Below are 14,748 nucleotides of genomic sequence, written 5' to 3' on the forward strand. Positions count from 1 at the left end.
GCGCCCGCCACCACCTCCACAGCGCAATCTGCGGGGCAAGTGTAGCAGACGGTATCCGATAGCTTCAAGGCCGATCGCGGATGGGGGATGCACGCTGTCCCTCATCGCTCGAAGGGGTCGTATTCGCGGACGACCATCGCGGCGTCCCCTTCGAATTCGCTGGCCGGAAGGGCATAGTAGCCATGCTCGGTGCGGATGAGGGCAATGACGGTCATGAGCGTGCGCGAGAGGTTCCAGGCAAGCGACTGTGCGGTGGCAAGCGGCATTTCGAAGGCTCCTGTCCGCCAGCGGAGACCATCCCCGCTCGGCAGGTGCCCCGCCGGCCAGAGCCCGGCCGCAATCACCGCGCGCCTGCGCGCGGCCGCACGCGCAGGCGTAGCGGACCCTTTACGGGTTGATTGAAGGAGGCCGGGCTTTGCGCCCAGGGATTGCGCCACGACGAGCCGGGTGGGGCTCAGCGCGGACGAGAGCCGATGCAGCTCTCCCCTCGCCGCTTTCCGGGCCACTACCGCGCCCACTCTGCCTGCGATGCGTTGGCGCTGTTCTCCAGCAGAGCTATGCCACAGGCGAATCGTTACGGAGATCCACGATGAACAACAGTGACCTTGCCGATCAGCTTGCCACCGCCCACGGGCTCAGCAAGGCGGACGCCCGCAAATATGTCGATGGCGTCCTTGCCGCGATCGTCGATGCTGCGGCGCGCGGCGAGGAAGTCTCGCTGAGCGGCTTCGGCAAGTTCAAGGTCAAGAACAGCCCGGCACGCGAAGGGCGCAATCCGGCAACGGGTGCTGCGATGACGATCGCGGCGTCCAACAAGCTGACGTTTGCCCCTGCCAAGGCGGTAAAGGACAAGCTCAACGGCTGATGACCCGACTGCGCGGCAAGGGGCTCGACGCCCCTTGCCGCCAGATTCCAGATCGGCGCGGTAAGACGCCGCCCCCAGGATCCGGCGCCATTTCCATCCAATGGGATGGCGCACACAAGGCGTGCTCGCAGACTGGCGGCGAGCGCACAAGGCCGCCCCTGGACGCACCGCTGGCGCGCTTCGGGGACCTTCCACCTCGCACCGCACCGGTTCACCCTCGCGCCCTTTCGGGGGATCAGCGATCATGCGTACCATCGGAGCGGCCGCCAGCATTGGCGTGCTTCTCGCCGCCACGCCGGCGTTCGGCGAAGAGCGGGAATTTCTGCTCACCAATGCGACCGGCAAGCGGATCGTGGAGGGTGAACTTGCGCCGTCATCGTCGTCACGCTGGCAGTTTCCGAAGAGAGACCCCGACGCGACGCCCGCCCCCTTAGTCAGCGGCGCCCGTCAGAGCATCGCCTTTGACAAGGATCACGGCACCTGCCTCGTCGACCTCCGGGCGCGATTTGCTGACGGAACCTTGAGCGTCTGGCCGAGGATTGATCTCTGCCAGTTATCCTACGTCACGCTTCGGTACAGCCATGGCGCGCCCTCGTTCTTTGGCAACTGAGAAGCGAACCGTGTGGTGCAGGATCGGCTCCGTGCCAGGACGGAGCCGATCCTGCCGGTCAGGCCGGCGGGTTCCAGATGATCACCTTCTTCGAAGGATCGTCGCCGGGGGCATTGGCGATGTTGCCGTAGATCGTGCCGAATTCCGGTGCGGACAGGGAGACCGAGATATATTCGGCGCCGGTGTTCTGCGAGAACCGCTTCCAGCCGCCGCCGAGATCGAAGCCGTTCTTGCGGCTGATGATGCGGTAGTCGGGCTCGGTGTCCTTGGATTTGCGCGTGTTGGGGATGATCGCGATCGGCGCCGAGACGGTCAGCGTCGCGAGCGTGCCTTCGAAGCTGTCGTCGGCCTTGACGGTGAGGTTGGCGATGGTGGCCATGGTCATAAACTCCTGATCTGGTGCGCGGGGACCATCCCCGGTGACGCCACTCGAAAGGGCTGCCCGCCGTCGTCACCGAGCGCGGCGCGCGAGGGCGAACCCCGCACGGGGTTGACGGCACTAGGCGGTCACGCCCTGCAGGAAGGCGACAACCAGGGGGTGGTCTTGCGCTCCAGCAGGACCGCAAACCAGGCAGGCCTCCGCCTCTCGCACGTTGCCGCAAGAAAGCCGGTTGAGACGGGCACGAGCGTGCGAGAAACCGCCGCTCCCCTCGCTCCCCTCCCAGCGCAAGCCAAGTGCTCCGGCTCCCTTGCCGCCGGTTCGTCCCCAGCGAGAACCGAATGGCGGCTCATGGCCAGAATGGAGCATGATCCAGGCATCGTGACCCCCGCGCCCGCAAAGCGCGCCTGCTGCGATCACGATCGCCCGGTATCGCGTTGCCTGCATCCGATCCTGCCGGTGCAGCACCCCATTTCCATCATCAACGAGACCCGTCCATGACCAGCCTTGTATCAACCATCGCCTGTCGCCACGGCCTGTTCCACATTCTCGATGCCGACGACACGATCGGCGTCAGCATGCGGGCTTATGGGGAATGGTCGGAAAGCGAAGTCCGTCTCTACGAACTGCTGCTGCAGCCAGGCGCCGTGGTCGTCGAAGCCGGCGCCAACATCGGCACGCACACGATCGCTCTGTCGCGCATCGTCGGCGCTTCCGGCAGGGTCCACGCCTTCGAGCCATTGGGCATCAATCACCGGCTGCTCTGCGCAAACCTGCTTGCGAACGACGTGTTCAATGTCCGAACCTATCAGGCCGCATTGGGTCGGGAACTGGCGTTTGCCGCGTTCCCCGATGTCGAAGGCGACCGAAGCGCCAACTACGGCGCCTTGGGCTTCTATGCTTCAACTGATCTGCCCAAGCTGCCGTGCCCGCTCATGACAGTCGATGCGCTTGGGCTGGAACGCCTCGATTTCGTCAAGATCGACGTCGAGGGCCACGAGCGCGAGATCGTGATTGGCGCCATGGAAACGGTGCGGCGATGCCGGCCGGTCGTCTATCTCGAAACGCTCAATCATCACTCCGCGACCCTTGCGCCCGATGGTCACACGCGTTGGTCGATCGATCAGCTCAAGCCCGAGGGCTACCGCTTCTGGCATCTGATCACCCCGCTCTACAACGCGCAGAACTGGCGCGCGAACGAGCATAATGCGTTCCCCGGGAAATGGTCGTTCGACCTGGTGTGCATTCCTGAGGAGATGGGCCGGCTCGAGGGCCTGCCCGATGCTGAAACCGATCGCATGCACTGTGACGACCCGGACCAGTGGCGTTCCGTCCGGTTCGTCCGAAATCATGACTAGGCCGTTCCGGACTGACCTGAACAGAGCCGCCATGGGACCGGATGACCTGAACCGAGACAGAGGCGGCATTAGCCGCCTCTCGCGCGGAAGTCCCAGACGCGAATGCCCATCTTGCGGGCCTTGTCGGCGAGGTTGTCCTGGATGCCGGTTCCAGGAAAGACGATCACGCCGCGCGGGCAGGTATCCAGCATGGCGTCGTTGCGCTTGAACGGCGCTGCCTTCCTGTGGCGCTCCCAGTCCGGCTGAAAGGCGACCTGGGGAACGTTGCGATCGCGTGCCCAGCAGGCCGCGATGCGCTCGGCACCGGTCGCGGTACCGCCGTGCATCAAGATCATGTCGGCTATGTTCTCGCGAACCTTGTCGAGGACAGCGTAGATCCGTTCGTGGTTGTTGAAGTCTGCTCCGCCTGTGAAGGCGATACGGACGCCATCGGGGTTATGGACACGGGCGTCCTGGTAGCGGCGCTTGTCGGCAAACTTGCGGCTGTCGAGAACGGCCGCCGTGAGCTGCTTGCGATTGACCATGGGACCTGAGCGCGGCAGCCAGGGCTTGCGCAGATGGATGCGGAACTGCTCGGCGGCGGCGTCGCGAAAGAATTCCATCGTATCGCGGCGTTCGATCATCGTGATGCCTTCGGCAATCATCCGCTCGAGCTCGACGGACTTGACTTCGCTGCCGTCCTGTTCGCGCTGCAAGCGCTTCTGGGCCTGTTCGTTATCGTCGAGTTCGCGCTCGATCCGCTCGCCGGCGCGCTGGAAGACGTTGACGATGCCCCAGAGCAGATCCTCAAGGTCAGGCTGGATCCGGGTCTCGTCGAGCGCTGCAACCAGCCCGTCGAAGATATCGGCCACGGCTCCTGCCGCCAGGCGTTCATCGGGAAGCGGACGCTGATCGGGTTCGTCTTCGAAGGGCCGGTAGCCGTAGAGTTGCATTTCCTGAAGCAGATAGGCGGTCGAGCCTGGCTGGCTGTCCTGGCTGTTGCCTGGGGGATCGAAGGAGCTGGTCATGGGATGCCTTTCGCCGGTTAAGCCGCGCCGCTCGCGGCCTTCGTGGCGACGTCTCTTGCGGTTGGCACATGGAAGCCACACCGCGCTTTGGCGCGGCCGCAGCAAAGCGAAGGACGCGAAGGCGCCGCCATTTTGCTTCGCGCTGCAAAGGTCCGGAACGGACCGGCGGAAAATGGTGGCCGCCGCAGCGTTGTGGCTGCCAAGTGCCTGCCGCAGTCGCCCCACGAGAAGGCCGGGCGCGGCAATGCCGCTGGCTTGCCCGACCTGCCCTTCCCCTCCCGGCTCAAGTCCTGGTCATGCCGCTCGTGACGACTTGGGGTTCCAGGAAGCGCCGGGCGTCCTCTGCCCGCAGTTGACCCGCGAGTGCCGACTTCAGCTTCGTTGCACCCCACCGGACAAGGTCACTGTTGAAGTCATCCAGGCACGGATGAAGCGCGACCACTTCGATCCCTGCCTCGTGGCCCCGCGCTGTGAGCCGCTCAAGCGCTCGTCGCCCTGCGGCATCGGCGTCACACGAAACGTACAGCCGCCGCAGTGCCGGGGGAAACAGCAGCGCAGCGAGATGCGTTGACGAAAGCGCGGCGATCATGGACATTTCAGGGAGCACTTCGCGCAACGACAGCGTGGTTTCGATCCCCTCGCCGACCGCCATCACGGCATCGGCTTGACCGAAGCGAATGCCATTACCGAGCAGCATTCCCATAGCGCGGCGCGGTGTCTCGACCGGCGCCTTGCCCTCGCCGGAACGGGCAAGCCAGGTCCGCTGGACGCCGGAGACGGAGCCGGCAAGATCGGTGACGGCTGCGACCAACGCCGGCAATGTGCGGTCCGTCCCGGCGCGGTCGAGGCCGGTGGGACGATAATAACAGCCAGGATGATAGCGCAGGTCCGCCAAGGCACGCGCCGAATGCAGCCCGCGTGCTCGCAGATAGACCGTCGCCGGGTCTGACGAGAACGGCTGGCATGCGTCCCACAGCCGTCGCGCTCGCTCCGCAGAGGGCGCTTTCGCTGCAATTGCACGCGGCCGGTGCGATCGCGGCTGCAGTTGAGGCGGGCCTATGTCTGGCAAGCTGAGGAAGCGCCTGGCTTCCTGAAGCGTGTCACGCAAACGCTGGTGCCCGCACGAGAGCGCAATGAGGTCCAGGAGATCGCCATGATCCCCGCTTTGCGCATCGGTCCATTTGCCTGCCGCGCCGCGCCCTTCGGCGCTTGCAACAAGGCGAACGTAAAGACTGCGCCCCGGTGTGTTCCGGGCATCTCCTACCAGCCAATAGTGCCCTTCGCGCCTGCCGTTCGAGAGATAGCGGCGGCAGACAATCTCGGCATTGTCTGCAAGCCGCCGGGCGAGTTCTCCTGCCGTCGCTGGCATCGCCCTGGCCTACGCCGCCTTGCGCGCCGAGATCTGCTCGAGCGGATATCGCTCGAGCAGCGCCGCCAGTACGGCCTCCCCGCTCGGGCCGGTCGGCACGAACAGGCGCAGTTTCCACGACACGATCTCGGAGAGGAGCCCGAAGGCCTTGAGGCGCTCGACGGCGAGGTCGCTGAAGCCGGCAAGTTCTATTCGCCAATCACCCATTGACCGCACGCGGTACAGCCTTTGGCCCTCGGCCAGGTGCAGCGTGGCCTCGCCCGACAGGAGAAGCTCCATTGCCTCGGCCGGCGTAAGTGCAGGCCCTCCAGGGCTGTCAGCGAACCTTGCTGCCCATGCTGGCGAGACACGCCGGCCGATAATCCGTTCGCCCTGATCGGTCTGCAGCCGAAACACCCGGGTCGACTCGTCCGGAAGTTGCTTCCAGATGGGCAGATGCAGACCTGCCACCATATAGAGGGACGAGGTTTCGAACGCGGGAAGAGCGGCGCATTCCTTACCCCAGGCGGCAATAAACGCCTCGCGGGCAGCAGGCTCCCAACCGCTCGCCGGGATTGCATCGGCCAACATCGTGGCGTCGCCAACCGGCCAGACCAGTCGCGCACGGGCGCTGGTCCGGCCTTCCTCATCCATCACGCTGCGGGCACGGCGCTGAAGCGCTGCGCGGCCGGTTTGCGCGTGGATTAACATGCGCGCGCGATTGTCATCGACGAGCGCCAGGGCCTCCTCGATGGCCAACGGGCATATCCGGTCCTTCCGCGCGATGGTCAGAAGCTGCGTTTCAGCGCCGGTACCGGGGTGCGTATAGATTGTCTTCCTGCCGGTGACGGTGAAGCTCTCGGCGACCAGCGTCTCAAGCCCGAGCTCATATGTGCCACTGGCGACAGCTCCTTCAATGCGGGTCAGGAGCAGGCCTTCGAATGCGTCGAACAGTATCTCCTGCATGCCAAGGGAAAGCGCCAGCATGCGGTTGAGGAATGTCGCTATTCCAGGCAGTTCGTCGCGCAAGCTTCCATCGTCGTTGAGCAGGACGAGGCCGGTCGCCTGCTCGAAGACGCCAAGGGAGCATCCTTCGATCCTGCCGTTGACGACCAGGCGATAAAGACTGCGCAGGGCATCGCGGGCATAAGCCGACTCCAGATTGTCCGAAGCGCGGAACATGTTCTGCCCGCCGGTCTGGCGCTGACCTCGCGTAATCGCGCCCAAGGTGTCGAGGCGCCGGGCGATGGTCGAGATGAAGCGCTTCTGCGCCTTGACGTCCGTCGATACCGGTCGAAACCGGGGCGGGTGCTTCTGATTGGTCCGGTTGGTTCTACCAAAGCCCTGGATGGCGGCGTCCGCTTTCCACCCCGGTTCAAGCAGATAGTGAATGCGTCGCCGCTGATTGCGCGCGCCGAGATCGGCATGGTAGCTGCGTCCCGTGCCGCCAGCCTCGCTGAAGACGAGAATGCGCTTGGCATCATCCATGAAGGCATGCGTTTCCGCAATATTGGCCGAGGCTGGACGGCTCTCGACCGCAAAGCGCTGGCTGCCATCCTCGCGTTGCCTGGGAACGATCCGACGCGAACGGCCCGTGACTTCGGCTACGGCATCCGGCCCGAAATGCTGCACGATCTGGTCGAGCGCTCCCGGAACCGGAGGCAGGGCCGCCAGGCGCTCGATCATGGCATCGCGCCGTCGCACCGCCTCCCGATTGACGACCGGATTGCCGGTCTCGTCGCGAACCGGCCGCGATGCCAGGTTGCCTTCGCTATCGGTGAAGGGCTCGAACAGTTGCACCGGAAAGCCATGCTGCAGGTAGTCGAGGACATATTCGCGCGGCGTAATGTCGATGCTGACGTCGTGCCATTCGTCGGTCGGGACGTCGGCAAGCCTGCGCTCCTGCAACGCTTCGCCCGTGGACACGATCTGCACGACCGCCGCATGACCGACTTCGAGGTCGCGCTCGATGCTGGCGAGGACACTTGGCGTCTGCATGGCCGTGATCAGGTGGTTGAAGAAGCGCTGCTTGGCCTGTTCGAATGCCGACCGCGCGGCAGACTTGGCCTGGGCATTGAGGGTACCGTGCGCGGCGCTGGTGATCCCGGAGGCTTCCATCGCCGCGTCAAGGTTGTTGTGGATGATCTGGAACGCCCCTGCATAGGCATCATAGATGCGGCGCTGCTCATCCGTGAGCGCGTGTTCGAGCATCTCGTACTCAACGCCGTCGAACGACAGGGATCGCGCGGTGTAAAGCCCCAGCGCCTTGAGGTCGCGCGCCAGCACTTCCATTGCGGCCACGCCGCCATTCTCGATTGCCGAGACGAATTCGCTGCGGGTCGCGAAGGGGAAATCACCCGAGGCCCAAAGCCCGAGCCGCTGTGCATAAGCGAGGTTTTGCACGGTGGTGGCGCCGGTCGCCGACACATAGACGATCCGTGCGTGCGGCAGGGCGTGTTGTAGCCTGAGGCCGGCGCGCCCTTGTTGTGATGGAGCAACCTCTCCACGCTCGCCTTTCCCACCAGCGGCATTGGCCATGGCGTGGGCTTCATCGAAGATGATGACGCCATCGAAATCCGCGCCGAGCCAGTCCACGATCTGTTCGACGCGAGACTTCTTGCCACCGCGTTCGCACGAGCGCAGCGTGGCATAGGTCGCAAAGAGGATCGCTTCGTCGACCGGAATGGATTTGCCCTGACGGAAGCGCGACAGTGGCGTTACGTAGAGACGCTCCTGTCCAAGCGCTGCCCAGTCGCGCTGCGCGTCCTCGAGCAAGCGCTCGGACACGGACAGCCACACCGCCTTGCGGCGTCCCTTTAGCCAGTTGTCGAGAATGATGCCCGCGACCTGACGGCCTTTGCCAGTCCCGGTCCCGTCGCCAAGAAACCACCCACGCCGGAAGCGGACAGCGGCCACGCAATCCTCAGGCGCCGCCGTCAGTTGGTCCCACGTTTTATCGACATTCCAAGCACCTGCCAGATATCCTTCATGCGCTTCGCCGGCGTAGATGACCGACTCAAGCTGCGCTTCGGACAAGACGCCCTCATGGACCAATGCCGCTGGCAGATTGGGGCGGTAACGCGGCTTGGGTGGTGCGACCGATGCCATCGCGGCGGATTGCACCAGCGGCGTCGGATGCGCTCTGGCGCCAGTGATCTTCACCGATTGCGGCGTGTAGGGCTCGTACAACGCCTCGCCAAGACGGCCTTGTGGCGGCGTCCAATCCGTGACGACGTAGTCCAGTTCAGGCGATGGCGCCACCAAGACAGCCGGTTGGACGGGCACTGGTGGAACGGCAACCCTGCCGGGCGCCGCAGACATGCGGATGGTGACGCCAGCAGTCGAGCCAGTCCCGCCCGAGCGTTTCGACGTGGAGGAAATCGGTGCGCGTGGCGGCACATGCTGGTGCACCCACTCGAGCAGGGTCGACGGATCGGACGCTGTGCCGATCGAGCAGGGAAAGCAGGTCGGGTCGCCAGCGGGCACCTTGTCAAAGACCGTCAGCCTTGTTTCGATCGTCGTGCCATGGCGCGCATAGACGTTGCCCGCGATGGCGGCGGTAAAGACCATCCTCGCCTCGGCATGAAGGCTCACAAACGCATCGCGCCAGGCCGGCCTCTCGGGCGAACACGATGCGCCGGTAATGGCCACGAGACGCCCACCGGTCTCGAGCCGGGCCAGCGCGGAACGGATGTGCCGAATGGCGGCATCCTTCATCGTCCGCCCGACGTGGGCGACGGCAGAGAACGGCGGGTTCATCAGAACGATCGAGGGACGCACCGACAGGGGAAGCCAGTCATCGATCGAGGCGGCGTCATGCGCTGTAACCCCCGCTTGCGGAAAGAGGCCCGTCAGCAACTGCGCACGAACCTCCGCAAGCTCATTGAGTACCAATGCGCGTGCGCTGCGCTCGGCGTGAACGGCGAGCATTCCGGTCCCGGCCGATGGTTCGAGCACGACGTCGTCACGTTCGATGGCGGCGGCGCGGGCAGCGACCAGCGCAAGGCTCGGCGGCGTCGAGAACTGCTGGAGGGCCAGCCCGCTTTCGGATCGGCGGGTATGGGTGGGCAAGAGCCTCGCCACGCGCTCGACCAGCGCCAGCTGCTCGGCGGCCGGGCGTGACTGCAGCACGGCCGCATATTTGCGCAGGAACAGCACCATGGCGCATTCGCAAGCATCATAGGCCGTCTTCCAGTCCCAATGACCCTGAGCATCTGTCCCACCAAAGGTTCGGGTCAGCGCCGAGCGCAGATCGCGCGCGCCGAGCGAAATCCCGGCTTCAAGCTGCGGGAGCAGAAGGCCTGCCGCCTCAAGGCAGCCATGGGCAGTCGCGACGTGGGAGCCGAGAGGCAAGGCGGGAACGCCGCACGTGGCGGCGTCGGCGAGCTGATCGGTCAAGGCGAGAACTCCAGGAGAGCGCGGGAACTTGGAGCCCGCCGGACGCTCTCTCTGCCCCGGCCAGGCCTACCCCGGCCCTCGCCCCTCTCCTCTTCTGCGCCCCTGCTGTGATTTAGCGGGTCGCGCGCCACGCTGCGCAGGTTTGCCTCCCGCCTTACGGGCGGCCACATCAGCCGCGCCTGTGGCAGAATCGTCTGGCCAGGGCAGGTCGTTCGCCGCATCCATGTGCAGGCGGAAGCCTTCGCCGCGCAGCGTCTCGATAAGGAACGGCGGCCGCAGATGCTTGCGGATGCTGCAAATGATCACGTGCAACTGCCGCTCCGAGGGCCAGTGGCTGCTCGTGCGTGCGGCGCTGGAGAGTGAGAGTCGCGATACCACCTTACCGAACTGCGCGAAGAGAACCGCGAGCACCTGGCGCCCCTGGCGTCCGATTGGACCCGGGCAAAGCCATTGCAGCTCGGCCACGGCAGCTGCGGCGCGTTCGGTCGCGAGCTCGGCCTCGGCTTGCTGGCTCGACGCCCAGCGCTGCCGGCGTATCAGCGCGGCAAGGCGAGCTGCTCCTTCCTGCGGGGAGAGGCCCAGGTGCAGCACGTCATCGGCGCCGCGGCGCAAGAGCAGCGCCCGATCATGTGGCGCGCTGTGGGACAGGAACGGAACGACGATCTTGTTCGCGAAAAGCTTTCTCGTATCGCGCAGGGCGCGCAACAGCTTCGCGCAATCGTCGCCACTGAGCACGAGGACAGCGAAGGCCTGGTCCGCCTGCGCCAGATAGCGCACTTCGCCCGCCCTGAACCGGTATTCCTCCCGGGACGGGATGCAGGTCTGCAGCCACTGTTCACGGGCAACCATTCCGCGATCGGGAAACTGCAGAACTCGAACAACGCCACAGAGCTGCTCGCTCGGCATCGAAGCCTCATCCAGCAACTCGGGGCGTGCGTTGAAATGCTCTGCGATCTTGTGGAGGTCCCGAAGATGAACGGCGGTCATCGATACCGGCATCGTCGTCGGCCTTCCTGACTTTGCGATGGGAAGGACACGCAGGAAATCTGCGCGACACAAAGCGCCGGACGAGAAAAGCAAAAAGCTTCGCCTGCCCGGCTGGGGTGCGATTCTGCCAACCGGTGCCCTGGAAGAGCGAGGTCCTCTGTCCGCGCCATTGACACGGACAGAGGACCTTTACAGCGGTCAGGAATCGTGCCTGCCGCCAAGAGCCTGCCAGATCAGCGGGAACCAGGCCCGAACTGTCCGGTCGGCCGCCGCGTTCTCGCGGTCGGTGAAAAGGTCAGGAAATGCCAGAGCGACCTTGGCCCACTCGACATCTTCCTCGTACCAGCCACCATCGACATGAAGCAGCGGATCGAGGCCGGCGAGCCGTTTCTCCGACAGATGAAAACCGCCATGGCTCGCGGTGGAGACGAAGATCACCCCTTCGCCATAGACCGTCTCCTGCTGAGCCGTTCCCCAGGGGGTCAGACGAGAGGTCGCGACATGCGCGCGCGCCAGACCGCGTAGCTGGCGCCGATGATGAGCGATATCTTCGACGTGCGCACGAAACGCTGTCTCGTCGCCAACGATGCCTTCGCTTGCAAGCGCATCGCTTGCCGTCCATTCCGCGACTGGCTTGCCGGTACACCGGGCGATCGCGAGCCGAAGGCCGCCGTCGCCCGGAACAGCGAAGCAGCCGAAGTCGCCGATCCGTGCGGCAAGCAAGCCGTCGGCGGTCAGGCCATAGACCGCTGCGTCTGCCTGGCTCATGCCTCGCTCCCGTTCGGCAAGGAGTGGAGACCAAGGCCGACAATCTCGATCCGGGCATTGCTGTAGCGGTTCGTCGCCAGCCACGCTTCGGCAGCCGCGCGGTCGGCCGCGATATGCAGAAGCTCGACGCGTCCCGACATGGCGGCCAACACATGCGCATCCCCGGGCCTGGGGTATTCATCCACCTCGAATTCGAGCGGACTGTCCACGTCGTAGGTGCGCCTGACGACCATGATGATCGAGCCCTCGCTCCCATAGTTGCCCAGATGGAGAGTGAAGGTAGCGGGATAGCGAAAGGAGGCGCCTTCCCGCGCCGGCTCGCGAGCGACCAGTCGGCCAACTCCATTGTCATTGGTCCAGGCTTTCAGTTTGCGGGAGAAGCGTGCGGGCGGCCGGGGCTCACCGTTGGAAAAGCGAACGAGGCTGCCGAGCGGTACCGCGTCGTAAATCGACTGAGCATTCATGGGGTTTGGTCCTCAAAAGGACGAAAGCCCGATCGCAGCGACCGGGCTTTCGAAGAATGTGGAGGCGGAAAGGAGCGGCTATTCCGCAGCGATCGCGTAGTGATCGAATTCGCCGTCGGGGGCGGGCGGTTCCGGCAGCTGGAGAAACGCCGGCAAGGCCTCGATCCCGTCGTGCTCGACAACGCTCCCACCACCAGCTGGCGTCCGCATCGGTTCCGGCAGCCAGGCGGCCTCTTCAAGCAGCCGCTCCGCTTCCCGCGCCATGTCCGGCTTCTTGAGGTGCGCGATCATGTCGGCGAACTGCGCGCCCCGTGCTTCACTGACATCGGCCAGGATTCGCGGCTTCGTGACACTCTGGAAATAGCCGGTCACGGTCGGGCGCCAGCCCGCCGCCACGACATCGAGGCCGATCGCGCGCGCGAGCACGTGGCTGTGCTCGAGACGCCGCTCGATGCTGTGGCGGGATACCCGTCCGTTGTCGTACTTGGGAACGACTTCGGCCTGGGCATTGAGCACCAGCGACGCGCAATGGGCGAACAATGCCGACTGCTCGGCGTTATCGAGCCGCAACAAGGTATCCCAAAGCTCCCGATCCGATTGGGGAAGCCGCGCTTTCCACTGCGTATGGCGGTCGGAGATCGCCTGGGCCGGAGCACTGTCTTTCAGGTCGGCAGGGGCAAAGGCGAAGGAGGCTCGGCTCGCAGTGATCTGCAGGCAGGACTCACGGCTCGCCGGATAGAATGCGTCGAGGACAAGAGCGTGAAGCACAGCCGCAAAGGCCGTCGCCGGATCGCGTGCAAGCGCATCCTGCAGTGCCAGCGTCCGCCATGCGGTGAGTTCGGCGACAAGCCGGTCAGGCAGTGGCTTGATGACTTCGTCCTCGACATCGCTTTCGAGGTTGTCCCCACCACCGCTCGGCACGGTTTGCTCGACGCCGCCCGATTGGCTTTCGCCAGTGGGATCGCCCGCGGAAGGCGCGTTGCCCGCCACTTCATCCACTTCGTCCGCCGGCTCGTCCTCGGGCTTCACATAGCCACGCTCGATCAGCAGCGATCCGTCGGCTGCAACGGATAGGAATGCTCCGGCACGGGCGATGTCCTCGTCGGTGAACATTTGCGGGCGGTCGAGCAGCGTGCCCAACTGACGGTCGAGTGCATCCAATTGCGCGCTGATCTCGTCCGGCAGGCTTGGCGCGTCAGCCCATTCGCTTTCAAGCGCCTCGGCCTCGGCCTGGAGGTTCTGTAAGCGCGCTTCCTCTTCCACCGACATTGGCGCAGTGACGCCGACGAGCTCGCGCATCCCGGCCGCAGCGTTCCAGGGCATGTCGACGGCGGTTGCGACCCACTTCCAGCCTTCGGTACGAATCCGGTCCGCTTCGAGATCGAGACGGGCCGCGACCAGCGTTTCCAGCAATGCCGGGTCGGTCAGCCAGCCGCCATCATCGTCTTCGAAGAGGTCGCGCATGACACCGCCGCCGGCGGCCACGTAGGCGTCCAGCGTCACGAAGCGCACGCGCTTGTCGGCGACACGCACGCTGTTCTCGGTTAGCCTTGCCCGGATGTAACCGGCGGACTTATTGTAGCTATGCGCCAACAGTTCCCAGACTTGCTCCTGGCGCGCATGGTCGTCGCTTACCGAAAAGGCCATCAGTTGCTCGAGCGTCATGCCGTCTTCGGCATAGATCTCATGCAGCTTCGGGGAGACCGATGCGAGCTTGAGGCGCTGTCGCACGACCGCAGGCGTGGTCATGAAGTGAGCCGCAATGGCTTCGACGTCGGCACCTTTGTCGACCATCGCCTGCATGGCGCGAAACTGGTCCAGCGGATGCAACTGCTCGCGAAACGTGTTCTCAGCGAGGCTATCCTCTTCGGCGGTGACCTCGTCAGATGCGAAGCGGACGACGCACGGCACGGCCGCATCTTTGGCGAGCCGCTTCTGCTTGACCAGCAATTCGAGCGCGCGAAAGCGGCGGCCGCCGGCAGGGACTTCGAACATGCCGGTCTCCTCGCCGTTCGCATCGAGAACGGGCCGGACACTGAGGCTCTGCAACAGCGTGCGCCGCGCAATATCCTCGGCCAGTTCACCAATGGTGACGCCTGCCTTGATCCGCCGCACATTCGCCTGCGAGAGGATCAACCGGTCGAGGGGAATATCCCGCGAGGGGCTGAGCGTGATCTTCCGAACTGATTTTGCCATGGTAGCTACTCCACGACGGAACGCCGAAAGACCCTCTCTCGGCTGCTTGCCCGTCGCGAAGCCAGGGCACCACTCTCCCTCTATTTTCGCGCCGACCCGAGTTCGATTGGCGAGCGTGCCTCTCGGGACGCGGTCACCACGCCAGCCAGACGAGTACCAGGCAGAGCCACAACCCGAGCGACAGCAGGGCTGCCGTGATGAAACCGCTCCCCGGGTCCAGCCGGTGCTCGCGAGCGCGCAACTGCGCGTCGAGATCCCCCAGCTCGGCTGGTTCCGCCGCAACGAGAATATCCGAAAGCTTGCGCCGCAAGCGGCGGATCGAAGATGAAACTGACATGTCGGAAGCTCCCGGCAGCCCGCCGGGAGCC

The 14,748-nt window shown here is 64.9% G+C and carries 13 protein-coding genes; 3 read left to right on the forward strand and 10 right to left on the reverse strand.

Annotation, left to right across the window (positions count from 1 at the left end; translation table 11 throughout):
• Positions 1-101: 101 nt before the first annotated feature.
• Positions 102-266: a hypothetical protein gene (locus tag IE191_RS14015; protein WP_191325005.1), complete on the reverse strand. Its 165-nt coding sequence runs from the start codon at positions 264-266 to the stop codon at positions 102-104.
• 149 nt (positions 267-415) lie between these two features.
• Between IE191_RS14015 and IE191_RS21435 the strand changes: the two genes are divergently transcribed.
• Together IE191_RS21435 and IE191_RS14025 are read left to right on the forward strand one after the other, a co-directional pair.
• Positions 416-865 carry an HU family DNA-binding protein gene (locus IE191_RS21435; protein ID WP_505834582.1) on the forward strand — a complete coding sequence of 150 codons (450 nt, stop codon included), beginning with the start codon at positions 416-418 and terminating at the stop codon, positions 863-865.
• Between the two features lie 244 nt (positions 866-1,109).
• Positions 1,110-1,475 (forward strand): hypothetical protein, encoded by a 366-nt coding sequence (locus IE191_RS14025; protein WP_191325007.1) that lies wholly within the window; start codon positions 1,110-1,112, stop codon positions 1,473-1,475.
• Positions 1,476-1,533: 58 nt separating this feature from the next.
• Here IE191_RS14025 and IE191_RS14030 read toward each other — a convergent pair whose 3' ends face one another.
• Positions 1,534-1,854 (reverse strand): DUF736 domain-containing protein, encoded by a 321-nt coding sequence (locus tag IE191_RS14030; RefSeq protein WP_191325008.1) that lies wholly within the window; start codon positions 1,852-1,854, stop codon positions 1,534-1,536.
• A 497-nt stretch (positions 1,855-2,351) separates the two neighbouring features.
• Here IE191_RS14030 and IE191_RS14035 point away from each other — a divergent pair, with 497 nt between their 5' ends.
• A complete protein-coding gene (locus IE191_RS14035; protein WP_191325009.1) occupies positions 2,352-3,212 on the forward strand; it encodes an FkbM family methyltransferase in 861 nt (286 codons plus the stop codon).
• 68 nt (positions 3,213-3,280) lie between these two features.
• Here IE191_RS14035 and IE191_RS14040 read toward each other — a convergent pair whose 3' ends face one another.
• The 8 genes from IE191_RS14040 to IE191_RS14075 all read right to left on the reverse strand — a co-directional run bounded on the left by IE191_RS14040 (position 3,281) and on the right by IE191_RS14075 (position 14,717).
• Positions 3,281-4,219 carry a DUF2493 domain-containing protein gene (locus tag IE191_RS14040; protein ID WP_191325010.1) on the reverse strand — a complete coding sequence of 313 codons (939 nt, stop codon included), beginning with the start codon at positions 4,217-4,219 and terminating at the stop codon, positions 3,281-3,283.
• 283 nt (positions 4,220-4,502) lie between these two features.
• Complete coding sequence (locus tag IE191_RS14045) at positions 4,503-5,588, reverse strand: DUF7146 domain-containing protein (RefSeq protein WP_191325011.1); 1,086 nt, start codon at positions 5,586-5,588, stop codon at positions 4,503-4,505.
• A gap of 9 nt (positions 5,589-5,597) precedes the next feature.
• Positions 5,598-9,965: a strawberry notch family protein gene (locus IE191_RS14050; protein ID WP_191325012.1), complete on the reverse strand. Its 4,368-nt coding sequence runs from the start codon at positions 9,963-9,965 to the stop codon at positions 5,598-5,600.
• A 66-nt stretch (positions 9,966-10,031) separates the two neighbouring features.
• Complete coding sequence (locus tag IE191_RS14055) at positions 10,032-10,952, reverse strand: winged helix-turn-helix domain-containing protein (RefSeq protein ID WP_191325013.1); 921 nt, start codon at positions 10,950-10,952, stop codon at positions 10,032-10,034.
• 198 nt (positions 10,953-11,150) lie between these two features.
• A complete protein-coding gene (locus IE191_RS14060) occupies positions 11,151-11,720 on the reverse strand; it encodes a DUF7007 domain-containing protein (RefSeq protein ID WP_191325014.1) in 570 nt (189 codons plus the stop codon).
• Positions 11,717-12,184 carry a UCP036055 family protein gene (locus IE191_RS14065; protein ID WP_191325015.1) on the reverse strand — a complete coding sequence of 156 codons (468 nt, stop codon included), beginning with the start codon at positions 12,182-12,184 and terminating at the stop codon, positions 11,717-11,719. The genes IE191_RS14060 and IE191_RS14065 overlap by 4 nt, the downstream gene beginning before the upstream one ends.
• A gap of 78 nt (positions 12,185-12,262) precedes the next feature.
• On the reverse strand, positions 12,263-14,380 hold the full coding sequence (locus IE191_RS14070) for a ParB/RepB/Spo0J family partition protein (RefSeq protein ID WP_191325016.1): 2,118 nt from the start codon (positions 14,378-14,380) through the stop codon (positions 12,263-12,265).
• 133 nt (positions 14,381-14,513) lie between these two features.
• On the reverse strand, positions 14,514-14,717 hold the full coding sequence (locus tag IE191_RS14075) for a hypothetical protein (protein WP_191325017.1): 204 nt from the start codon (positions 14,715-14,717) through the stop codon (positions 14,514-14,516).
• Positions 14,718-14,748: the final 31 nt, after the last annotated feature.

Source organism: Novosphingobium pokkalii, from assembly GCF_014652855.1.
Taxonomy (GTDB): Bacteria; Pseudomonadota; Alphaproteobacteria; order Sphingomonadales; family Sphingomonadaceae; genus Novosphingobium; species Novosphingobium pokkalii.